Source organism: Thermostichus sp. OS-CIW-26, assembly GCF_054058395.1.
This window is the reverse complement of sequence record NZ_JBSSAG010000020.1, coordinates 16,047-39,100: the sequence shown is the minus strand read 5'-3', so window position 1 is coordinate 39,100 and position 23,054 is coordinate 16,047. Positions and strand designations below refer to the sequence as shown.

At 56.5% G+C, this 23,054-nt stretch carries 18 protein-coding genes and 1 CRISPR repeat array; of the genes, 7 read left to right on the top strand and 11 right to left on the bottom strand.

The genetic code is table 11. From position 1 onward, the window contains the following. The first annotated feature begins 7 nt into the window (after positions 1–7). The 6 genes from recJ (at position 8) to ACVW0C_RS09220 (ending at position 8,169) form a co-directional block, all read left to right on the top strand. A complete protein-coding gene (recJ, locus tag ACVW0C_RS09245; RefSeq protein ID WP_457385058.1) occupies positions 8–2,680 on the top strand; it encodes a single-stranded-DNA-specific exonuclease RecJ in 2,673 nt (890 codons plus the stop codon). Further along, positions 2,670–3,335 carry a metallophosphoesterase family protein gene (locus tag ACVW0C_RS09240; protein WP_457385056.1) on the top strand — a complete coding sequence of 222 codons (666 nt, stop codon included), beginning with the start codon at positions 2,670–2,672 and terminating at the stop codon, positions 3,333–3,335. Before recJ ends, ACVW0C_RS09240 begins: the two co-directional genes overlap by 11 nt. A gap of 72 nt (positions 3,336–3,407) precedes the next feature. Beyond that, complete coding sequence (gene rdgB / locus ACVW0C_RS09235; protein ID WP_457385054.1) at positions 3,408–4,019, top strand: RdgB/HAM1 family non-canonical purine NTP pyrophosphatase; 612 nt, start codon at positions 3,408–3,410, stop codon at positions 4,017–4,019. Positions 4,020–4,433: 414 nt separating this feature from the next. Further along, positions 4,434–5,678, top strand: a complete 1,245-nt coding sequence (locus tag ACVW0C_RS09230) for a hypothetical protein (RefSeq protein WP_457385052.1) — start codon at positions 4,434–4,436, stop codon at positions 5,676–5,678. Positions 5,679–5,992: 314 nt separating this feature from the next. Further along, positions 5,993–6,643 carry a dTMP kinase gene (gene tmk, locus ACVW0C_RS09225; protein WP_457385072.1) on the top strand — a complete coding sequence of 217 codons (651 nt, stop codon included), beginning with the start codon at positions 5,993–5,995 and terminating at the stop codon, positions 6,641–6,643. 476 nt (positions 6,644–7,119) lie between these two features. Then, a complete protein-coding gene (locus tag ACVW0C_RS09220) occupies positions 7,120–8,169 on the top strand; it encodes a CHAD domain-containing protein (RefSeq protein ID WP_457385050.1) in 1,050 nt (349 codons plus the stop codon). 72 nt (positions 8,170–8,241) lie between these two features. Beyond that, positions 8,242–10,131: direct repeats of the CRISPR family, unit length 36 nt; unit sequence GTTTCCAATTTCTAGGGATCCCCCCGAAGGGGGAAC. A 251-nt stretch (positions 10,132–10,382) separates the two neighbouring features. Here the strand turns inward: ACVW0C_RS09220 and cas2 are convergent. From cas2 to csx2, 10 genes are all read right to left on the bottom strand, one after another. Then, entirely contained in the window at positions 10,383–10,661 is a 279-nt protein-coding gene (gene cas2, locus ACVW0C_RS09215) for a CRISPR-associated endonuclease Cas2 (protein ID WP_011431332.1), read from the bottom strand. Further along, positions 10,661–11,650 (bottom strand): CRISPR-associated endonuclease Cas1, encoded by a 990-nt coding sequence (cas1, locus tag ACVW0C_RS09210; protein ID WP_457385049.1) that lies wholly within the window; start codon positions 11,648–11,650, stop codon positions 10,661–10,663. The genes cas2 and cas1 overlap by 1 nt, the downstream gene beginning before the upstream one ends. Beyond that, positions 11,650–11,949, bottom strand: a complete 300-nt coding sequence (gene csx18 / locus ACVW0C_RS09205; RefSeq protein ID WP_414406322.1) for a CRISPR-associated protein Csx18 — start codon at positions 11,947–11,949, stop codon at positions 11,650–11,652. Before csx18 ends, cas1 begins: the two co-directional genes overlap by 1 nt. Positions 11,950–11,978: 29 nt before the next feature. Continuing rightward, positions 11,979–13,805, bottom strand: a complete 1,827-nt coding sequence (locus ACVW0C_RS09200) for an RAMP superfamily CRISPR-associated protein (protein ID WP_457385047.1) — start codon at positions 13,803–13,805, stop codon at positions 11,979–11,981. A 30-nt stretch (positions 13,806–13,835) separates the two neighbouring features. Continuing rightward, positions 13,836–14,477, bottom strand: coding sequence for a Uma2 family endonuclease (locus ACVW0C_RS09195; RefSeq protein WP_457385045.1), 642 nt, complete (start codon positions 14,475–14,477; stop codon positions 13,836–13,838). After that, positions 14,477–14,869, bottom strand: coding sequence for a hypothetical protein (locus ACVW0C_RS09190; RefSeq protein WP_457385043.1), 393 nt, complete (start codon positions 14,867–14,869; stop codon positions 14,477–14,479). Before ACVW0C_RS09190 ends, ACVW0C_RS09195 begins: the two co-directional genes overlap by 1 nt. A gap of 24 nt (positions 14,870–14,893) precedes the next feature. Then, entirely contained in the window at positions 14,894–15,664 is a 771-nt protein-coding gene (gene cmr4 / locus ACVW0C_RS09185) for a type III-B CRISPR module RAMP protein Cmr4 (protein ID WP_457385041.1), read from the bottom strand. 50 nt (positions 15,665–15,714) lie between these two features. After that, a complete protein-coding gene (locus ACVW0C_RS09180) occupies positions 15,715–16,854 on the bottom strand; it encodes a type III-B CRISPR module-associated protein Cmr3 (protein WP_457385040.1) in 1,140 nt (379 codons plus the stop codon). Further along, positions 16,851–19,838, bottom strand: a complete 2,988-nt coding sequence (gene cas10, locus ACVW0C_RS09175; protein ID WP_457385039.1) for a type III-B CRISPR-associated protein Cas10/Cmr2 — start codon at positions 19,836–19,838, stop codon at positions 16,851–16,853. Before cas10 ends, ACVW0C_RS09180 begins: the two co-directional genes overlap by 4 nt. A 202-nt stretch (positions 19,839–20,040) precedes the next feature. Then, entirely contained in the window at positions 20,041–21,312 is a 1,272-nt protein-coding gene (csx2, locus tag ACVW0C_RS09170) for a TIGR02221 family CRISPR-associated protein (protein ID WP_414328895.1), read from the bottom strand. A gap of 316 nt (positions 21,313–21,628) precedes the next feature. On the opposite strand from csx2, the gene ACVW0C_RS09165 reads away from it, so the two are divergent. Further along, positions 21,629–22,228, top strand: a complete 600-nt coding sequence (locus tag ACVW0C_RS09165) for a Uma2 family endonuclease (RefSeq protein WP_457385038.1) — start codon at positions 21,629–21,631, stop codon at positions 22,226–22,228. A gap of 127 nt (positions 22,229–22,355) precedes the next feature. On the opposite strand, the gene ACVW0C_RS09160 is transcribed toward ACVW0C_RS09165, so the two are convergent. Continuing rightward, on the bottom strand, positions 22,356–22,916 hold the full coding sequence (locus tag ACVW0C_RS09160; protein ID WP_414341810.1) for a formylmethanofuran dehydrogenase subunit E family protein: 561 nt from the start codon (positions 22,914–22,916) through the stop codon (positions 22,356–22,358). Positions 22,917–23,054 lie beyond the last annotated feature (138 nt).

Below are 23,054 nucleotides of genomic sequence, written 5' to 3'. Positions count from 1 at the left end.
CTTCCCTATGGCCGGGATCCCTGCTCAACGCTGGCTGTTTCATCCTGTGGACAAGTTGGCTGCCCAGAGCTTGGCCGAGGCAGTGGGGATCTCGCCTGTGTTGGCCCAGATCTTGCTCAATCGCGGCCTCTCCAGCCCTGCTGCCGTGCAGCAGTACCTGCAGCCGGATCCCGCCCACCTGCCTCCACCCAGTCAGGATTTTGCCGATTTGCCCCTAGCGGTGGACTTGCTGGACGGGGCGATTCGCCGACAAGAGCCCATCGCCATTTGCGGCGACTACGATGCCGACGGCATGACCAGCACGGCCCTGCTGCTGCGGGCTTTGCAGGACGCTCCAGTGCATTACCGCATCCCCAGCCGCATGACCGAGGGCTATGGCCTCAACAGCCGCATGGTGCAAGAGCTGCACCGAGAGGGGGTGCGCCTCATTCTCACCGTGGACAACGGCATCTCCGCCCACGAGCCCATCCAACTGGCCAAAGCTCTGGGCTTGACAGTGATCGTGACGGATCACCACGACTTGCCGCCCCAGTTGCCCCCTGCCGATGCCATCCTCAATCCCAAGCAGCTCCCCGTTTCTTCTCCCTATCGGGGGATGGCCGGGGTGGGAGTTGCCTACCTCCTGGCCCAGGCGCTGGCCGAGCGCCGTGGTGATGGCCATCTGCAGCGGGTGGCCCTGGAACTGTTTACTGTGGGCACCATTGCCGATCTGGCGCCGCTGACGGGGGTTAACCGCCTTTGGGTGCGGCAGGGGCTGCACCTCTTGCCCACCTCCCAGGTGGCAGGGATCCGCGCCCTTCTGCAGGTGATGGGCATGCAGGGATCCCTGGAGGGGCTGCGGCCTGAGTGGATTGGGTTTGGCCTGGGGCCCCGCATCAATGCCGTTGGGCGAATTGGCCGGGCGAGAATGGGGATCCAGTTGCTGACCACCGACGATCCCCAGCAAGCAGAGAAACTGGCCCGCCGCTGCGAACGGCTCAACCAGGTACGACAGCAGATGTGCGGGCGCATCGAGGCAGAAGCCCTCGAGCAAATTGCCCAGCAAGGCCGGGATTTGCAGCAGGAACGGGTATTGACGATTTTGGGATCCCCTCAGCAGAAATGGCATAAAGGGGTGATCGGCATTGTGGCCTCGCGGTTGGCAGAGCGTTTTGGCTGTCCGGTGTTCATCGGCAGCCAGTCGCGGCAAGGGGAGATCAGTGGCTCGGCGCGGCAGGGGATCCCCGAGTTTGACGTGTTTCAAGCGTTGGAGTTTTGCAAGGATCTGTTCACCAAGCACGGCGGCCACCCCGCTGCCGGGGGATTTAGCCTGAGAGCAGAAGACTGGCCTTTTTTTGAAGAACGATTGCGGCAGTTTGCCCAACAGCAATTGCAGCCGGAGCAGATCCAGCCACTGGTGCAAATCGATGCAGAAGTGTCGCTGTCAGATCTCACCCTTGACCTCTATCGAGAGCTGCAGCATCTGCAGCCCTGTGGTATCGGCAACCCTGAGCCGGTCTTCTACAGCCGCAACCTGCAGGTTCTGCAACAGCAGCGATTTGGCCCAGTTCCCGGCCACCTGAAGCTGCTGCTCCGGGATCCTGCTCTCCCTACGCAACGCTCCCATGGGTTACGTGCTACTCGGACGGAGTCCTCTTGTCCGGGCAGGAGCGACTCAGCTGTCAAAACCTCCAGTTACGACACTGATGGGTTATCGCTGGGCAACGCTTTGGGCAACACTTTGGCGAACGGGTCAGCAGTGGGGAGCACAAACCCGAGGCCACAGCGCCCCCTCTGGGCTATCCGTTGGCGGGGAGCGGAAACCCATCCGCTGCCGGAGCGAGTTGATGTAGCCTACACGCTCAAGGCCAAAACATGGCAGGGAGAAACCCAACTGGAGCTGGAAATTGTCGGGATTCGACCTGCCCAAGAGGCTGCCACTGCCGGCAATCCCCCTCTCGAGAAAACAGCGCCCCGCACCCCTGATGGGAGCAAGTCTCCCATCTCCCCCGCCTCTCTGGATGCCACTCCTCCCATGCCCAACTCCAAGCCCTCGACTGGCTCCCAGAGGGGGACAGAGCCCTCACCTCTGTTGATCTGGCGCCCCACCCCCCAGCCCACCCAGCCTTTGCGTTGGCAAGCTGTAGACCGATTTTCTGTCCTCTGGCCTCAGGCGCAGGGAACCATCCTGTTCTACGGCTTCCGCCGCCCCTCGCTGGTCTTGTCTTCAAGGCCTACGGCCCGCTATCGCGAACGGCGGTACCTGACTCTCCACTACGACCGTCCCCAAGCCGGCCACCGCTATGATCAACTCTGGTTGTGGAGCTGGCCCCCTTCTCTGGATCACCTCAAGTGGCTGCTCTGTTGCACCCCCAGCAGCGAGCTGTTGATTGCCGTCCATCAGCAAGCGGTGCCCCTGCCCTCCGCTGCCAGCTTGCAACGCCAGCTCCGCCAATACCTGCAAACCCGTAGCCAGGTGGATCTGCTGCGCTTGGCCCAGCAGTGGTGGCTGTCTCCGGCGGTGTTGGTGGCAGGATTACGCTCCCTGGGGTACGCCTGCCCAGATTTTGGCCCCACGGGATCCCTCGGCGAAGAACTGGAAGCCCAGCAAGCTTGGTACAGCAGCTCCTGGCAGCAGGTTGCCGCCCTGCTTCAGCGATCCCACCTGGATTCTTCTGCTGCAGAGGCCCATGGGGATTAAACTGCTGCTCGGCTCTGACTACCACGGCAGCCCTCGGCTGATCCGGCAGGCCCTTGCCCATCTGCCGGAGGTGGATGCTTACATCAACTGCGGGGATTTCTGTTCCAAGGCCGGCAAACCTTCCCGCAAGGCCACCCAGGGCTTTCATCCGGCAGCCCAAGCAGAGGTGGTTCATCTGCAATCCTTTTTGGCGGCAGTGGAGAGCCTGGGCAAACCCTGGCTCTTTTTACCTGGCAACCACGATCCAGCAGCTTCGGTTTTGAATTCGCTGGTTGGCTGTTGGGGGCGGGCCATCACCCAGTCCTGCTGCTTTGAGTGGCTGGGGTTACAGGTTTTGGCTGTACCCTGGACTCCCCCCTGTGGCTGGAGCTGGTCTCTGACCTCTGCCCATTTGCAGGAGCTGCTCGCCCTCTACAGTCAACCCCCCCGGCCCATTGACCTGCTGCTGACCCATGCTCCGCCGCGAGGCTTTTTGGATGAAGGCGGGAAGTGGTATCACCGTCGCACACCCACCTTGCGCCCCCTTTTGGAACAGGTGCAGCCCCGCTACTACATCTGCGGACACATGCACTGGGATGGGGGCAAGGTAGAGCGATGGGGATCCACCCTGGTGATTAACACAGCCCTGCACAACATGGTTCTCGAGATCCATTAGGTAGGGATCCCTTGAGTCGTCTTCCGCCTCCTCAGCTTTCCGCTACATCCATACGATTCGTAGGAACCTTCCATGACCCGTCCTTTGATCTTGGCCAGCAGTAGCCCCGGCAAATGGCGCGAGTTCAATGCCTTTTTCCAGGCCCATGCCCCTGCTTGGGAGCTGCGCCGCATGCCCTCAGAAATTGAGGTGGAAGAAACCGGCACCACCTTTGCCGAAAATGCCCTTCTCAAAGCCAGAGCCGTGGCCAAGTCTCTGGGGGAGTGGGCCATTGCCGACGATTCCGGCCTAGCGGTAGAAGCCCTTGGCGGTGCCCCTGGGATCCGCTCGGCTCGCTATGCCCCCAACGATGCTGCCCGCATCGAGCGGTTGCTTAGGGAAATGGAAGGGATCCCAAATCGCCGAGCCACCTTTCACTGTGCCATCGCCCTGGTAGATCCCCAAGGTGAGGTACATGCCCTGGTGGAAGGGGTATGTCCGGGGGAGATCTTGACCCAGCCGCGGGGAGAGGGAGGGTTTGGCTATGACCCGCTGTTTTGGGTGCCCGAAGTGGGACTAACCTTTGCCGAGATGAGCCCAGCTCAAAAAGAGGCCGTCGGCCACCGAGGGCGAGCCTTGCGCGCCTTGAAAGCGCAGTTGCCTCTCCTGGAGAAGCGTATGGGCTGGCTTGGATCCCAGCAATAGCCCCCGATGTCCTGGCTGGGGAGCATGACTCTAGTCAATAATAAGCTCAACTATACTGAAGATAATGTATAATATGTTCAGTACGGATTACTACCAGTTGATCTTTCTGTTTACTTTCGAGTCTGCCAACATGGTAGCCAAAGCAAAGCAGAAAATTGGTAGTAAGACGACACGGAAACTGCGCTTTGGGTATTCTACTCAAAGCTTTGCGGGATACCGCCATTCTGTTTGGACTCCGTCCCGCTAACGCGAATGGAAACAAACAGAATGCTATCGCTGCATAGTTGAACAGTGATGTTCAGCAGTGTTCAGCGTAAATGTATCAGCTGCTAGGATACAGTAGTTGCTTCCCTTCGGGGGAGTGAAATTGAAAGCCGTCTTGCCTTGGCAGCTGAGGGGAGCGCTCGAAGAACTATGGGTTTTTCTGAGTTTGAGGATCAAGATCCCATTGCAGCAGCGGAACGGACTGCTGCCCCCGATCCCAGCCGCCATTCCCCGGATTCTGCCGGTGAGGAAGCCGCGATCTCCTCGGTTGCAAACTCTGGTGAAGGAAGGGAGCGCCAAGGTCGTCGTTCTCCACCCCCTTTGCCGGAAGAGGGCTCAACCTTTGTGGGCGCAGAAGATTGGCTGGACGATCGCGGTAGCGGGACGGAGTCCTTGGAGAATGGGCGGGATAGCTACAGGGAGTCCGCGCAAGGGGCCACTTCTCGCCCTTCCAACCGCTCCCCCCAGACTGGCCGAGACGAGGGGTCTCGTGTTGACAGCGAAAAGAGGGAGCAGAAAGCCGCTGCAGGAGGAGCCGGTGAGCGCCCTGGGCAAGCGCTAGTTCCCCGCCGTTCTGTCTCCAGCAACCGCAGCTACGACGGATCCGCCCGTTCCTCTGCCTTTCGCGGTAGCGGGACGGAGTCCTTTGCTGGCCGCTCGCGTAAGCGGGACGGAGTCCTTGGGGAATCCGGCTACCGCAGTGACTACAGCCGTTCCGCGGCTTACGGCTACACCTCCGGCTATGTTGGCGGTGGGGGATATGGCGGTGGTGGGCGAGGCGGCAGCTCCAGCGGGGGGGTCTCCTCCTCCGATCTGACGATCCTGCTGGTGGTGGCCCTGCTGGCCTTCTTCGGGGGATTCGCTATCCGCAACATCTTCGCCGAGTCGGGCGGCTTTGACGATGAGCGCCCCATCCGCGCTGCCAATGTGCCCGCAGCCTTTCGCGATTTTTGCTTTGCCTACAACGGCACTGCCTCCTTTACTGTGGTGCAACTGACCAGCGTTTCTGCTCTGACCATGGCCTCAGTGCCCGTTTACAAGATGGATACTTGCACCATCCCCGTCAGCCAAACGGCCAATGCCCTCCAAGCTTTGGGCATCCGCGGCCGGGCCAACACCTTGGGCCCCCAGCTGGGGGGATCCAACCTCACCCTGATCCAGCTCCCCTTGGCCAGCAGCTTGGCGCGCGCCGTGTACAGCCAGTTTCCTGGCTTGGCCGCTCAGGGCAACGAGGCGCAGGTTTTATCCCAACTGGAAGCCACCATCAACAACGCCCTGCGCTCCAACATCGAAGGGTTAGCCCTGCAAAGCCTGGAGCCCACCAACATCCCCGACGTCTACGTGGTGGTGCCGGGGCACTCCTTTAATTTGCAGCCCCAACTCAACCTGCGCTAACCCTCCTGCAGAGCATGCCTCTAACCCCCAAAACCCTGAACTTTGCTGAATTTACTGAGCTTTAGGCGGTTTGGCAAAAGTCATTGAGAGGGATATAGTAGACCAAGTTTCCCCCTGATCCTTGAGTCCACCGCAACGGTTGCCGGGAAGTGAAGGGGGAAAGCGCTCGGGGGGTATTCCTCAGGGCTTTGCGGGATACCGCCTTCCTGTTTGGACTCCGTCCCGCTGACGCGAACAGAGATAGGCAGGATGCGATCGCTTCTTTCCTGAACCATGTTCAGGAGAGTTCAGCGTGAATGTATCAGGACGACGGTGTGTTCATCACCCTAGAAGGCGGGGAAGGGGTGGGCAAAACCACCCAACAGGCCCTCTTGGTTGAGCGGCTGCGCCAAGAAGGCTACGCTTGCCTGTGTACCCGCGAGCCGGGGGGCACGGCGCTGGGCAAAACGCTGCGGGAGCTGTTGCTGCACGGGGATCCCTTTAGCCCTCTGGCGGAGTTGCTCCTGTACGCGGCGGATCGGGCTGAACACGTGAGCAAAGTCATCGCGCCGGCTCTGGCGGCAGGGCAGGTGGTGGTTTGCGACCGCTTTACCGATTCCACCCTGGCCTATCAAGGCTATGGCCGGGGCATAGATCTGGATCTGATCCGGCAGCTCAACCGATGGGTCACCGACGGGCTACAGCCGGATCTCACCCTGTGGCTGGATCTGCCCCCCGAGGTGGGGCTAGAACGGGCTCGCTCCCGTTCTTCTGGCGCAGTTGAGCTAGCGGTGCAGAGCACTAACGAGCAAGAAGGCCTAGAGTTCCACCGGCGGGTTTACTGCGGATTCGAAACCCTGGCTGCCGCAGAACCCCAGCGGATTGTCCGCATTTCAGCCCAGGGATCCCCGGCAGAGGTGGCTGCCCGCCTCTGGTCAGTGGTCGAACCCCGCCTACCACTTGCGACAGCAGGCCGGGAGCCCTAGACTGATACATTTACGCTGAACATTGCTGAACATCACTGTTCAACTATGCAGCGATAGCATTCTGTTTGTTTCCAAACAGAATGGCGGTATCCCGCAAAGCTTTGAGTAGAATACCCAAAGCGCAGTTTCCGTGTCGTCTTACTACCAATTTTCTGCTTTGCTTTGGCTACCATGTTGGCAGACTCGAAAGTAAACAGAAAGATCAACTGGTAGTAATCCGTACTGAACATATTATACATTATTTTCAGTATAGTTGAGCTTATTATTGACTAGAGTCATGCTCTGTTCCGCTGACGGGAATGGCGCGACAGGCCAAAGCTCGCGACAGTTTCCCTGGCCACAGCCTGCTCGGTTTACCAAGGTTAAGATTAGGTTAAAAGGGAAGAGGCGGGGGTAACCTCAAGCTAGGCTGGATGACCTATGTGAAAAGAGCCTGCTGCCCTCTTGGTTCTCGTTTTGGGTAGAGGAGACTGGCTGTGGACGCTGTTGCTGCTGAGCTGAAAACCGATCGCGTCAGCGGGACGGAGTCCTTTCGCGTCAGCGGGACGGAGTCCTTTCGCGTCAGCGGGACGGAGTCCTTTCGCGTCAGCGGGACGGAGTCCTTGCACTTGACCTTGCCCTCATCTGCGCCCTTGCCAACCGTGGCCGCCTGGGCCCACCAGCTGTTGAGCCAGCAATGGCAGCGGCTGCAGAAACACGTAAAGCGAGTTCTGACCCAGCATCCAGAGGCGGCAGAATCTCTCCACCAAATCCGGGTGACCCTGCGCCGTATTGGCACTTGGGTGCAGGTGTTTCAGGGATCCGTCCGGCTGCCCAAGCCTCTCAAGCCCAAACGCCTGCAAAAGCTGGCCAGTGCTTTGGGCAAGCAGCGGGATCTGGACGTGCTGCTGGAAATCCTGCAGGAACCTTGCTGGGAAGGGATCCCGGCAGCCCAGCAGGCAGAACTGGAGAAGCTAAAACAAGATCTGCAGCAACGTCGAACCCAAGCCGAGAAACGCTCCCGCCGCATTCTTGAAGATGCTGACTTCCTGGCGTTTCAAGCTGCCTGCGAGCAGTGGCTGGCTCACCCCCGCTATAAGCCCCAGGCGGAGCTGCCTCTGCCGGAAAGCTTGCCCCACTTGCTGACTCCCCTGCTGGCCCAGTGGCTGCTGCAGCCAGGCTGGCGGATCCCTGCTTTCCCCGCAACGGAAGCCCAGGCTGAGCAACTGCACGAGCTGCGCAAGGCCACCAAACGACTCCGCTATCAGGTGGAGTTTTTTGCGCCCTTTTACGGGGAAACCATGCAAGATTGGATAGCAACCCTGAAGTGCTTGCAGGATCAACTGGGCCGCTTTAACGATTTGCAGGTTTTGCAAGGCGAGCTGCCTGCAGACTCAGACCTACAAACCCTTCTCCAGGAACAACAAAAACTAGCCCTCCAGGAGTGGCCTGAGCACCAACAGCGCTGCCTGGCCTCTGCCGAGCAGCACCGGCTTTACTCTAATCTTTTCTCTGTTTCCAATTTCTTTCCAACTGGGGATCCCTAGGTTTCCAATTCTATAGATCCCCCCGAAGGAAAAACCCCGCCTTATTGGCGGGGGATTTTTTGTGGCTATAGGGTTTCCAATTTCTAGGGATCCCCCCGAAGGGGGAACAATGAGCTAAAGAGGCTCAACATCTCAATTCTGATTCCGGTTTCCAATTTCTAGGGATCCCCCCGAAGGGGGAACTTGGGGGAGAAGGACTAGTCTAGCCAGTCTGGGTCTAGCTGTTTCCAATTTCTAGGGATCCCCCCGAAGGGGGAACTTCTTTATCCCAATTAAAGGGAGGTTTGTTATGTACAGTTTCCAATTTCTAGGGATCCCCCCGAAGGGGGAACAAACATCCTGTCCTGGCTATATTACAAGTACAGGACGGTTTCCAATTTCTAGGGATCCCCCCGAAGGGGGAACTTGCTCGGCATGCAGTCGAGGTTGTCACTAATGTTGATGTTTCCAATTTCTAGGGATCCCCCCGAAGGGGGAACGTTCAACATTTTAACCTCCCAATCAAGGCAGTACTAAAGTTTCCAATTTCTAGGGATCCCCCCGAAGGGGGAACTAGAATAAAAGTTTCGTTAATTGGAATAGCTAATGGTTTGTTTCCAATTTCTAGGGATCCCCCCGAAGGGGGAACCTTCTGGAGGCCTTGCGATACATCCGAAATAACTTGGCGTTTCCAATTTCTAGGGATCCCCCCGAAGGGGGAACACCCAGGTTTACACACCTGGGTGTTGTTTCTCTCCTGTTTCCAATTTCTAGGGATCCCCCCGAAGGGGGAACAAAATGACTAATACTACCGCTGTGTTTGCGTATCGTCGTTTCCAATTTCTAGGGATCCCCCCGAAGGGGGAACGTTATGCTGAACAGTTCTTCATGACGATTGACCATCGTTGTTTCCAATTTCTAGGGATCCCCCCGAAGGGGGAACTGTAGAACGTAGGCGTGGAGAGGCTTTGGCAACTTCCCAAGTTTCCAATTTCTAGGGATCCCCCCGAAGGGGGAACCTAAAGACAACGTGTCCAATAAGTAGTTTCCAGGGGATCGTTTCCAATTTCTAGGGATCCCCCCGAAGGGGGAACAGATATTGGGATGAATACATTTCCTATAACATTTCGGGTTTCCAATTTCTAGGGATCCCCCCGAAGGGGGAACAGCCGGGTCGGATGAACCTGGGGTCAAAGAGGATCCCTGTTTCCAATTTCTAGGGATCCCCCCGAAGGGGGAACTTCCGTTGTCGTTGCATATCTCTCTCCTTTAACCAAACGTTTCCAATTTCTAGGGATCCCCCCGAAGGGGGAACCCCTGCAATCCTCTGATTCGACCAGTCCTCGCATTCACGTTTCCAATTTCTAGGGATCCCCCCGAAGGGGGAACTTTCCAGCCTTCGGCAGCAGCACGGGCCCGCAGCAGCGCGTTTCCAATTTCTAGGGATCCCCCCGAAGGGGGAACCAGAGATTACTTCAAGCGCTATGAAGGGAGACTCGAGTTTCCAATTTCTAGGGATCCCCCCGAAGGGGGAACACTCCAGAATCTTTTGACAACAATACTAGGAGTTCTACTGTTTCCAATTTCTAGGGATCCCCCCGAAGGGGGAACCTTCGGGACGGTCAAAAACGGGCACTTGGTTGTGAGCACCGCGTTTCCAATTTCTAGGGATCCCCCCGAAGGGGGAACTCCACCCATCGCGGTGGACGGCAACCGAAAAGTCTTGTTTCCAATTTCTAGGGATCCCCCCGAAGGGGGAACACCCTGGCCTACCAGGGCTACGGGCGGGGGTTGGACTTGGGTTTCCAATTTCTAGGGATCCCCCCGAAGGGGGAACCCGCGTTAGGCGCTGGGTTCCCCCGCCGCCCGGAATGGTTTCCAATTTCTAGGGATCCCCCCGAAGGGGGAACCCAACAGGACAAGCTCTCTTTGGACTGCAGCTTGGGCGTTTCCAATTTCTAGGGATCCCCCCGAAGGGGGAACTCTACCCCTATTAAACCCAAGCAGGGCAAGGAATGCAAGACCCATTTGCGAGGGGGTCGGTCGAAGAGGGCAAAAAAGAGCTTGGGAGAGGGGGGTGAGAGGCCTGAAAGCCTTGTGGCGCAAGGCATCGAGCGGGTCAACGAAAGAATCGGCCTTTGCGGGTTTTGGCGAGGCGCTCGCAAAAGCGTTGATACCGTTTTTGTGTGCTTTTGAGAACATCAAGTACTGAAGTGGGTGGAGAGTTGCTTGAGCTAGACAACGATCGAGTGGGGGGGTGCAGTTAAGGGGGGCCCACCCCAGATTTCCACTTGGTCAAGGGCGTGGCTGGTGAGGGGATAGAAGCGGACGCTGTCTTCATCGGGCTTGACCCTTTTCCGGAGCCGTAGCTTGAGCTCCTCGAACTTGTCTTTGTCGAGGACACACTCGAACACGCTGTATTGCACGCGCTTGCCGTAGCCTTCTAGCAGGTCGGCAATTTTCTTGCGGCGCTTATCACAAGGGGTGTCGTAGGTAACGACATAAAGAAACATCAGCGAATCCGGTAAGGCTGATACAGGTCTTGAGGATTATAGACAGAATGCTTAAATTTCTTAACCTGCTGCGTCAGCAAATCCCAGCGGGGTTGATCCCCATCGGGGGTTTGGATGGATCCCTCCATTCTCTGGAGAAAAGCTTTGAGATACTTCTTTCTGCCAGCATCGCTGAGAAAACAGCCCCCATCTCGATACTCGAAGTCTTCTTGGATATCCATAACACCGCTGTTGACCAGCCACAGTACCAGTGAGTCCACAATAGGCGCTCGGAACTCTTCCAGCAAATCGGAAACCAAAGCAGCGTGGCGTTCGCTGCTGGCATGTAGGCAACCTTGATAGGGATCCAAATCTTGCAGCTCAATTAAGGTTAATAGGTGGTTCCAGAGCACCATGTAGCCAAAGCTGAGCATGGCATTCACTGGATTGGTGGGCGGCTGTCGGGTGCGCTTGATCAAAACAAATCCTTTTTGTTGTAAGCAATTGCCCAATTCGGGAAAATACAAAGCTGCGCCGATCCCTTCAATGCCTCGCAATTGATCCAGCGAAGTAGCCTGCAGAGCTTGAGCGGCCAAGTGTTCCAGGCTGCGCAGGGTTAGATCCCTGGTTTCGCTGGGGCGCTGCCTAAGTTGTCGCATCAACAGCACGCGGCCATTGAGGAGCTTAGCTCGCACTATTTGGGCTGCTGTTTGCAGTCTCCATGCTTCAGGGAGCGCCTGTTGCCAATGGGCCAGGCGGCGGTAGCCCCTTTCAATGGGAATGAGGCGACCGTAGCAATAGCCGAGCCGGGAGAGGTAGGCAATGGGGATATTGCGCTTCAAGCACTCCCTCACAACATCGGTAGTCACCTGGGATCGGCCAAAGATTAAAATTTGCTCCAGCAAGGGTAGAGGCACCTCCTGCAAGAGCGACTCGCCCAAATAGACCATTACGAACTCTTGCTTAAGGCTTAGCCTACACCCCTGCTGAGAGACATATAAAGTTCGCATTATTCGTCATGACGACGCAGATCTTCAGCGCCTCGCCTCTGATCTATGGCATTGCCGGGTTTAGAGCGGCCACGCTCCGGTAAAATCTCCACATCAATTTCAGGACTTGACAAGAAATCCATCACGATCTCGGCCAGACTGCCCGAAAAGAAGCTGGCAATCGCGACAAGAATGGTATTGGTAATCACGGCTGCCAATCCCAAAGGAGCAATTAGCAGGATGGCCAGCGTGATCGAGCCGTTGACCACAGCTGTAACAAGGTTTCTAAGAACTTTGGCATTGATCCTCTTTTTGGACATTTTATTCCTCCAGAGATTCTCCAAGATCTCTACTTCAAGGGCCAGATTATTCCAAAATCATCAGCATTTTTCCTGAGCTGTTCAAGATAACTTTTCCTAGGATTCACCGTTGCCCTAAAAACGGTAACCACCTGATAGTCATCCAAATCTGCAATCCAAACAGGGGACGGCGTGCCTGTGTCGCCGCAGAGAAACTTGTCGTATTTTCCTGGCGCTATCTTGCCTACCTTGTGCAAAACAGCCAAAGCATAGGGCTTATTAAACTCTTTTGGGCCGCTGCAGACTACAATCCTGCAATGGGCATCCACAGCTTCAGGCAACTTTTCTTTGCTGACCTGACCAAAGCTCCCGGGATTGCTGGGATCAATGGCCTGCCCAGTCAAAACCTGGAGTGCTTCAAAAAAGCCCCGCAGCCGCTTCTGAAAGAGTTTCTGGAATTCCTCTACCGACTCTGGCAGATTCCAAAATGAATCTTCGGAGTTGGGAATGAGGGTGGATCCCCGCCACCAAGGAGCTCTACCGCGGTCTTGGCGAGAGTAGCAGGGCCTTCTTGCCCCCTGGCCAATACCTCCCAGGTGAAACAGCATCCAGGTCAGATTCCGAAAGAGCTTTTGCACCGCTTTCTGGTTCTCCTTTGAAGCATGGTTGTGGCACTCCTCAGAAAGGCTGAGAATGAGGATCCCTTCTTGCTGTCCAGCAGGATTCCCCCTTCCCGCTTGGTTGAGTTCCGGCTCTGGTTGAGTTACTCGCCCCTTCAAAAGATCCACATGGATCCAGCCATGTTTTTGCTGGGGAGTGATGGCCCCAAAAAGTTGCCCCTCCCATTCCTGCACCTGCTTCACGGGCAAAACACCCAGGGCAAAGGTTCGAAACCAGTAGCGCAGCATGTTCTTAAAGGCTACCGGTCGGACTTCGGCAATTGATTTGTTGTCATACCGGTTCTTATCAGGTCTCCAGTTGACCACTTGCCGCCCGTGGATCAACTGACCCTCCAGCTCAAAAGGCAGCCGCAAGAATTCTCCCTTGTATTGAGATAGAGTTTTGCCAGTTTGAATCAGCCGACCGTAGCCGGTATTGACTTGGGATCCCACTCCTTGCTCCAGCCCGCGGATAAGCCATTCTTTCACTTGGGCTAACATCTCGTCGGTGCAGCCTGGGCCTTTGCGGATCCCGATTAAAAACGTGGCCTGTTTGAGAGAGAAAAAGACATTGGGATTTGCTTTATATTCCAAGCTGTTGCCATTCCATCTCCAAACGTTATTGGCAATATCGACAGCTAGACCTCCTGTTTTGGAATTATCAGGATCCCCTTGTTTTTGAGTCCTGGTCGGCACAGGGTAGGCATCCAAAAAGATCACCTTGCCAGCACTATCTTTATCCTCAGCTTCTAGATGCCCAAGCCAGGGTGCCACTGCTTTATCTGCCTCCTCCCAAGACAGATTGTGCTTCTGCATCAACTCTCGAATAGCCTGGGTGCGGGCTACCCCTCGCAAGGTGGAGCTGGGAATGTAGGGGATCCCTAAGTGATCAAAAGCGGGCAGCAGCATGCTCTCCGGGCCTTTGGCTCCGCCCACCCGAATTCGCCAGGGACAGGTGACCTGAAAAGTGTTTTTTTCTCCGGCAATGCGTTTGATGCGAGCATTTAGAACTTGCAGGCGCGCTCCGTAGTTTGCCTTTGCTTCTGCCTGGTGCACCAGATCGACTTTGGCTCCGTCTTTGAAAGGAGTTGCTGGAGCCCTCATCCAACGCAGATATTCAATAAAGCTCGCTGTGGGATCTGGGCTGGGGTTGGGATCCAAGGGATGCCCTAGCCAGGGAGAAGGTTGTGGAGCGTTGGCAGGACGATTGCTAGGCATTTGATCTTCTCCTAAAGATGGAAAGCAGTATTAGGAATTGCGAAGTGTTTCCCGAAATTCGCGCAACATGGCGCTGGTGCCGATTTCTAAGGCGCGTCGAATAAGTTGAGGTACAAGACTGGAGATGTCGAAGTCTGGGAAAAGTCGGCCGCAGCTCGATTCTACGTAGTCTTCTCCCTGCAGAATAAACATCCGCAAACTTCGCTCACCCAAGAGCCAAACTTCCGGCACGCCAATAGCTTTATAAGCATCGATAAAGGTTCGGGAAGTAATGTCGGACTCAATGGCCAGATCAGGCGGGGGCAATAGATCAACATCAATTCTTCCCTCACACCCTCGCATCTGCTCCAGGTTATTGACATAGAAGCAGGTGTCAGGCTCCACCCCAGCACTGCCAGACTTTTTAAGGGTTGTTGAGCCAAAGTCTTCCCAGTCTCTCCCTTGAGAATCGAGAATGGCTGAGACAATGTAGCCGGCAATGCGATGAGGGCGCTCGTGTTTGGATAAGGGAGACATAATCTCTAAAGTGCCGTTGTAATAGGCAACGCGAGTGTGGCGGTCTTCCCCTAACTCCTCCAAAATGCTCTCAAAGTCTTGCCAAGTCAGCGAATGGATGACCACTTGGCTTCCTTCACACAGGGAAATAGACTGGATTGGAATGGCTACGCTCATTATTCCCCTCCGCTAATGTCATGGTAAATGGCTGTAGCCCAGAAGCTGAATTCTTGCGCCAAAGCAAGTCCCAGCCCTGTTAAACCCAGGTACTCTTCAACTCCCAACCCCATGAGACGATCCAGGCCGTTGGATTTGGCAATTTCGTTTTGACCGGAGATCTTTTCTAGGCAATCGAAAAACTCCTTGACCACCTCTTTTTTGCCCTCTTGGCTAAGGGCGTCTTCTTCGGCCTTGAGGCGCAGCAGGCCCCAAGTAGAAAGATAGGTGTAGAGCTCCACAGCCTGGTTTTTTTGCTCTTTTAGCCTTTCTGGATCCCTGGTTTGCGCTCTGAGCTGGCACAGGGACTCGTAAACGGGCTTGGCCAATGTACGCGGGTCAAAGCTATTCATAAAACCTTCCTCCTAGGTTGAGATCTAGTTCAAAGACAGCTCCACAAAGCCTCGGCCCAAGCTTTCCTGGCCGCCAATCTGCATAATCTGGTTAGATTGCAGCAGCTTTTGAAACTCTTCTGCTGTCTGTCGAGAACTGCCATTTGCTTGGGCTGTAACCCCCCAGGTAAAGTACATCAAGCTATCGGGAGGAATAGCCTCTTCATAGCGGAAGCCTCCTTCCACAACCTTGTGCTCGCTAAGCTTGACTTTCACCTGCCGCCACAGGCTCATTTGAATGAGGGTGGCACAGTGCTGATCTGGTAAAACAATCACGCGACTGATATTAGGATCTTTGGTGTAGCTCTTCCATTCCGACCATTGTTTGAGACCCTCCTTGAGAATGGCATCTTTGAGGTAAATGGGGCGGTTAGTGCCCAAGCTCGTACTGTAGGGATCCGGCACTGACAGATTCTGGTCTGTTAGCCGCAGCCAGCGCTTGAGCAGAAGCGGGCAGCTTATCCACACCACCCCGTGGCTGAGGGAGGGCACCGGGATCCAAAGCAAGGAGCCATCTCCAATCCAAATGGATCCCTGGGTAAGCTGATCCCCTTCCCCAATTTCGTTGCCAAAGAGCTCAAATTTTTTGTCTTTATCGGCCACGCTGGCCCGCAACCTGCCCCGGATGGTGCTGGAAGGGATGTAGGGCAAATGGGTGTGGGATTCGCGGGCAATGCCCAAGAGGTTGCCTTCTTGGGTGGTGCCGCCAGTGTGCAGAGGGGTCAACAAGGTGAGATAGACTACGTGAAAAGCCATAGGAAAACACTCCTTCATCAACTCTGAAACAGAACTTCAAACACCTGCGCTCAGTCGGCCCAACGGAGCCAAAGCAATTCGCTGTAGCCCAAAAGCCGCCAGCGATAGAACACGTTGAGCCGGCCATCTTCTAGCTCGGGCTCTTCTTGGTTGAGGGGGGCCGGTTGCTCCAGGTAGTAGACACTGCCAGGAGGCGCTGCAAAAACTTGAGGAGCGGGTAGGCTCATCTGTCGCGGCTCTTGGGGGTGATCTACCCGCAGGCGGCCGTTGATGGGAACGGGCTTGCCGGTGGCCACGCTCACCAGGGGGCCGGTAAGGGAATGAGCAGGATGGGGAGTGGCCAATCGCCATTCCCACGGCCAGGCACGGCAGAGGGAACGCCCGTCCACCTTTTTGATGAACACGCCTGGGGTCGCTAAGTAGGCCAAAGCGCGTCCGGCTTGGCAAAAGGCGGCCTGAGAAAGGGCCTGCAACTGCTGCCACTGCGCCTGCAACTTCGGACAAGGGGCTAGCAAGGCACCGTGGCCTTCTCCCCCCAGCCGCACAACCACTTCTTGCTGCAGGGGCAAGGGATCCCAGGCTTCGCCATCTGGATCCCAGCACTCGATGGAAAGGGCCAAACTCCAGCCCGGCTGAAGACGGATACAGGTCTCCACAAAGTAGCCATCGGCTTCTCGCACTTGCCGCTTGCTCACCTGCAGGGTGTTGTGGGGCCGTACTTCATACTTCAGCGGCGGCTTAACGGCCTGGCTGAGATCCCAGCCTTTGCCTTCCAGCGCCTTTTGCACCACCTCGAAGGGCAGGTAGCCTCCCGTTTTTTTCTTCTTGCTGCTCTGGCTGCCTTCGGGTTCCTCCTCTGCTGGCCTCAGGGACACCAACGGGGCTGGCCGGGTGGGATCCCAGTGGCAATGGAAGTAGGGATCCGTCTTGTCCAACCAAGGAACGGGAACAAGGGGGAATCCGTCTTCCAGATGCAGAGGGGCAGGGAAATAGAGCCTTTCGTCGTGGCAGAGAAAGGGGCCCCGCAGCCGCAGCGTCAAGGGCTGGCCCAGGTAAGCCTGGATAGCACCAGCAAGGGTATGGCCGCTAGGGGGAAAGCTGCTGTTGGCCCAGGCCCGCTCTCCCGGGGCAAAGGGCTTAGCATCTCGAAACATCCACACATCCAAGGGTGATAGGGTAAACCAACTCATCGGCCGTTCCTCCCCAATTTCACGGTGCGGTTGCGCAGCACAAAAGCCGCCAGCTTGAACCAGTTTTTGATCTCCAGATCCCACTCCTGGGGCCGGGCGGGCAGGCTGTGCTGCCAAAAATGCTGGATAAACTCCACAAGCTTGTTCTGGAAGTGCTCTTTCTGCTCCGATTCCTGTTTGAAGAGATCCCGGCGGCTGCAGAACAACCGGGCCCACTCGCGCACTGCCTCTAGGCTCGGAGCTGGGTGTTGCTCCCAAAGCTGGGCCGCTTGTTCAAACAAAGAGCTTTGATCCTGCTGCTGGCCCATGAGCTTCCAGTCAAAATCAAGGAGGTCTTTCCACTTGTCGAACGTGTCGAACTTGCTGGTGCTCACCAGTTGGTTGCCATTGGCAAACAGCACCCGCACCTGCACGCTGTCTTTGGGGCAGCCATGGGCATAGAGGTGGCCCTTGGCTTCTTCTTCCGCCTGCCAAAGGTTTTCCAGGGCAATGGCCAGAGGCACCGAGTGATGGGCAATCACCACGCCGAAGCTGATGGTGGCTGCGGATCCCAGGGTAAAGAGGGGGCGCCGGCTCAAACCTTCGGGAGGCCGCCCTTTTTTCCACTGCCAGTAGTCCCCCAGGTTCTCAAACTCCCGCCAGTCATCCTCTCCCCCCCGGAAACACTGGCGAATATCCCACAGCCAGCCATCCCACTCCCAGAGGTTGGTGTAGGCCAAAACGTCGTCCCCACCGGCGTAGATGAGCTTGCCTGCATAGCGTTGCTCTGTTAGGTAGGGCACCAACTGGCCGGAAAAATCCAGCAGGGCGCGGCTTAGGGCGCTGTGGGTGGCAGGCCCCATGCGCTTGCGGCTGTTTTTGACAAACTTCTGAAAAGCGTCTTTGACTTGCTCCAGCTCCTCCTTGTCCTTGCCAAAGACCTCGCCAATGGCTTCCGTTTGCCCGTTGGCCAGCCGCTGTAGGGGTTGAGGCAGATAGTCGTAGTAGGATTTCATCTTCTCGCCCCTGAGCCATTTGCCCATGTCGTCCCCATCCCCGGCAGCCAGCACGTACCAACTGGCGGGGTTAACGCTGGGGTAGTAGCGGCCTAGAAGCGTCTCGATGTCCTGCCGGTAGCTTCTTTGCGTTTCCTCGTCCAGCTCCAGGTCTTCCACCAGCCAACCAGCATTGAGCAGACGAGGATGGTAGCGCAGGTTCTGCCGGTCGGCCCACGGGATCCCCCATTTGCCCCGCATTTCCCGCAGCACCCCTCTGACCTCCGGGTAGCGGGCCTCCACTGCCTGACAGGCCTGCTCGAAGTGCTCTCGTTCCCGTCGCCCTTGGGTTTTGAGGTAGCCGGCTACGCCAGCGGTGAGATCCGGGTAGGAAGCGGCAATCTGGTCTTCATCCAGCTCGCGGAAGAGCTCCGGCAGCACTTTGTACAAGCCCCGCTTGAGGGTTTCGGTGGCATTGAGCTGTTCCCGGCCATCGAAGAGTCCGGCCTGCCGTTGCCAAAGCCGCCGACTCTCCCCTTCTGTTATCCACCCCTGCCGCGGTGAGGGATGCACCACCGGCCCCAAGCCCGAAACGGTGCTGCGCGGCCCAAACGCAACGGGGAGCTGCCAATCGCGGGCCTGCTTACAAGCGGCTTGTAGCCGCCGACTTTGCTCCACTGCGGCTGCCCACCAAGATCCCACGTTGAGTCCGGCCTTGTATTGGCGGCGCTCTTGCTTTTTGGGATCCCAAAAGCTAGCCCGCAGAAACTCCAGCTCCTCATCCCCGAAGAGCTTTTGCTTGGCCTCTAGGTGATGGGTGCGGTTTTGGGCACTGACCCAGGGATCCGCATCAATGGAAACATGAGGGGGCCTAAGGATGCCGGTATCCTTGAGGGCATGAGCCGGGGATCCCAGGGGCACGGCTGCCCAGTAGTGCTGCCACTGGTGCTCTAGCCACCCTCCCCAGGAGGGATCCTCTGGGTGCAACTGCACCATCCAGCGGCGATCCGCCTGCAGGTGATCCAGCACCCTCTGGGCCAACTGCTTCCATTCTTCCTTGAGGGTCTGCTGGGCAAACTGCATGGCCGCCTCCACCCGCTCTTCTGGCAGCAGCAGCAGGAGCACATTGGGAAAGCCGGCGGTGAGCAGGGCGTTAGGCGAAGGCTGAGGGATCCATTCTTCAAATTCGGGGTACTTCTCCCGCAGCCAGTAGTCGATTAATGGCTGGCCATAGAGGCTGGGGTAGAGTAGGCAGTCGGGACCGTATTTTTCAGCTAGTCGCCAACTTATGCGAGCAGAAAGGTAGTGCAGCAGCCAGGATCCGGCCCAGAAGTCCCGCATTTTGCGGCTGGCTTTGATCAACTCTTGGATGGGGTTGAAGGTAAAGCTCACCAAAAAGGGTCGCGTGGGCTCGTCGTAGCCGGCCAAACATCCCGCTAGGGCTGCGGTGACGCTGCCGTGGCTCCACAGGGATCCGTCTGGCAGCCGGGTTTCTGCTGGCAATAACAGCAAGCTTTCATCCCCAAACTCCTGACAAATAGCTTGGGGAAAGCACCGCCAAAACCACCAAAACACTTTTTGGGGATCCGTCTCCTGCCAAACCCAATCAGGGATGGCGTTCTCCTCCCGTTCCATCAGGTAGTCTGCACGGGAGCGGGCATTCTTGAGGGCTTGGTGTTGCTCATTGGCCAATTGCCAAAAGTGCTTGCGCCCCGAGAGCAGATGGCTCATCTCCAGTCCAGAGCCTAACCCCTGGCCGCGATCCTCAACCTGGTAGTCGATGGCTACAGGCAAATGGCCAATGGCAGCCCGGTCGCTGGCCGAGGCGATGAGATCGGCATCTCCCACACCTCTGAGAGGGGATCCCTCGGCTTTGGGAGAAGACCATCCCTGCATCGCCGTCAGTCTGGTCCACAGCCCTTCCTTGGAGCGGCCAGTCCTGTCGTGTAGGGCTTTGAGGGCGGGATCATGTAACAGACCCCAGAGCTTAGCTTGCCAGTAGTAAGACATGGTGTTTTCGCTGGAGAAACAGAACAGTTAGGAACTCCTCGAACAAGGAACAAAACCCCGGTAGCCACCCGATGTCGTGGCTACAGAAGCTACAAAACAAAATCGATCTGATCCCGGCCAGCCCTCAGTTTTCTTCAGTATTTCTCAATAGCCGTTGTTTGACCAAAAACCCAGAACCTGAGGGCGAACCGATGTCTTTAGCCTACGGAGAAGTGGAAAGATCCCCTTCCAACTTCCCTTCTGCCCAGGTCAATTTGGGAAACAGCTCTTCCAGGCCAGGCAGCAGGTCTTGCAAAACAAAGCTTTCTAGAGCTTCGCTGTTCAAAGGGTTTGGATTCATCTGCACATGGGCAACATCGTTGCGGTACTGGCTGAGGCGAGACCAGAGGTTGGCAAGTTTCTGCACATCGGGAACATGGGCAGCAATGTCAGGAGGCGCCTGGGGCTGGTCTTCCCGTGGAATGAGGGATCCCAGTTGGTGTTCGATCTCCTGCCGCGCTTCCCGCTGGCGGTAGTTGGGCAGCCCCTCACACAAGCAGAGGGCCGAGATCACCCACTCCCGAGCTAAGAGAATTGCCTGCGTGGTGAAGCGTTTCTCCACATACCAGCGCAGCAGTTGAAATTGCTTTTGAACTTGAGCCTTGGCATCCGTAGCTCTGTCTGCTGGCAAAGCCAGTTGGCTGTAGCTGTCTTGAATGCTTTGCAACAGCAAGCCAAAGGGCTTGGCAAATTGGCCCACCTCTTCTGCCAACTCCTGGGTGGAGTGCCTTTGCAACCTAAGCAAGTCATCCTCCAAAAGGCTGACCGGTCTTACCAGCTCCAGGGAACGAGAGATATTGCGGATGGCTTGGCCAAAGTTCTGCAGCCGGATGGGCTTGGGATCCCTTTTGCCGAGCTTTGGTTGGCGGTAAAAGTCCCGTTGAACTGTATCCAAAAGTTGGCCCAACTCCAAGGCCGAGCCGGTGCTGATGAATTTGTCGGTAGCTGTCAGCCAATCCAAAAGACGAAGGGCGGGGGTGAGATCGATGATGGGTGTTTCCTGCTGGTCTTTGAGATAGAGACCGTAGTACAGCCCCTGAATATTTACATTCTTGGCCTTGCGCAAAAGGGCGGCTCCCAAGAGCACCAGTACGGGGATGGAGCGAAAGGCGTGGGTGATATCGAAAACCAGCCGCGTATGGGGCTCGATGCTATCGACCAGCACATCGAAGATCTCCCAGGTCTCTGCCTCGGTTTTCCCTTCAGGAATGGCCTTGGCAATTTTCTCCACGTGGGGGGGTAGGCAGTCCTGTAGATGCTTCCAATGGGTGTCATGTGCTTCTTGGGTTAGCAGCACAATCACCCTCTCGATGTCAAAGAGCTGACAGAGGGCTTTGGCAACATAACGGGTTCTATCGGCTTTCCGCTCCCCAAAAACATACACCGTCTCGCTGTAGGGGCTGGTGCCTAGAGTGGTCAAAAGGGTATTAGCCATAGGGATCCTCTCGATGACGGCTTTCAAGCATTGAAGCACGGGCATCTTCAAGCTACTGCAGCTTGGAAGCCCCCCCTTCTCAAGTTGCCTGGAGAGGGTTCTGGGTTGAATGTTGCCCTATCCTCTCCCGAAAAGTGGCATCCTCTGCTCAGCCGGTGCCAGAAAGATGGGGATCTCTACCCCCAAAATTGAGTGGAGCCATCTTGCCGCTGGATTTGGATCCCTGCTCGACAACTGTTTCAAAACGGTGAAGGTGGAGGATGTCAGAGCTAGCCTAGACAGAGATTCGGCCATCCTAAACAACGGGGATCCTGTGATGCTATCGACTCCAGAGTTGTCCATTTCAGGTCAAAAGCTAACTCCCGAACAGTTTCTGGCCTTGCCGGAGGGGGATATTGTCTATGAGCTAGTCGATGGGCGGGCCGTCTCCAAAAACGAACCCATGTCGCCAAAACGCTTCCATGCTCGTCTCCAACCGGTGTTGTGGCAAATTTTGGAGGACTGGTGCTCTAGCCCTGAGTGTCCTAAGCCTGGGTCAGCACATACTGAGTGGGCAGTTGTTCTGACACGAAAAGCGGAACCCTGGATCCCGATTCCCGACCTCACCTACATCTCCAACGAGCGGTTGCCGGTTGAGGCCATGACCGATGAACCTTGTTTTGCCATTCCCGAGTTGGTGATCGAGATCCTTTCTCCTGGCCAGAGTTTTGGAGCCATAGCCCAGAAGGCAACCGATTATCTAGAAGCTGGGATCCCCAGGGTTTGGGTTGTGGATCCCCAAGCCAAGAGCATCACGGTCTTCTATCCCGATGCCCCGCCGCGCACCTTTACGGGATCCCAAGCCATTCAAGATGATTTCCTGCCGGGTCTAAAGGTGATCCCTCAAGAGGTATTCGCTCAGGCTCGGATTCCCTAGGGTAGGGGGTATCTGGCAAGCTCATGAGAGTTCTAGAAAGAGAGCATCTAGCAGAGGTGGCCACCCATCTAGGTCTGGAGCTGACTGGCTCAGGAATGCCGAAGGGATCCCGAAGCGATATTCCCTGCTAGGGGCTAATGGCGAGACGGAAAAGCTTCTCATCGGCCAGTTGAAGAACTTCCTGCCCTGCAGCCGCCAGTTGTTCCGGGGGCAAGTTCCGGTATTTGTCAATAAACTCGGGCAAAACTTGAAACTCCACCCGCTTGCCGGTCTCTCGGTGGATGACCACGCTGCGCATTTTTTCAAGAGATTCGACCTCCACCAGCTTCAAGTTCAACTTGCCCAAACTGGCCCCTGTTGCAGCATGCAAGCCATCCACAATGCACACGAACGGGATCTCTGCCGGCGACTCGTGAATGACCTCCACCAGAAAACGGTTCCTAGAAGTGTGGGGAGTTGGACTCATCAAGCCCAGCTCCTGCAGAGCGCGCATCCCCATGCGATAGCCGACCACGGCCCAAGGCCCAGCTCCGCCATGAATTTCCGTTACTCGCTGAATGGCCGCCGCCGTCGAGTCCGTTGCAGAACTGGTGACCGGATGAGCTGTCGCCGGCGCTCCCAGAGTTAGCTGAAGTGCAATCAGCAAAAGAGAAAGCTGCTGTGGCTTGGCAATGGATGACAGGTTCATAGGCAGCGAGAGAGCTGATAAAGAGGAGATGGGTCAAGCCATCCTAAGCTTTACCCTTCGAGGTTGCCTATGCGGGGGTAGGGGATCCAGCCCTCTTCTGGGAACTCTTCCGAAAATCACCTCCTGGCTGAAGAGGGC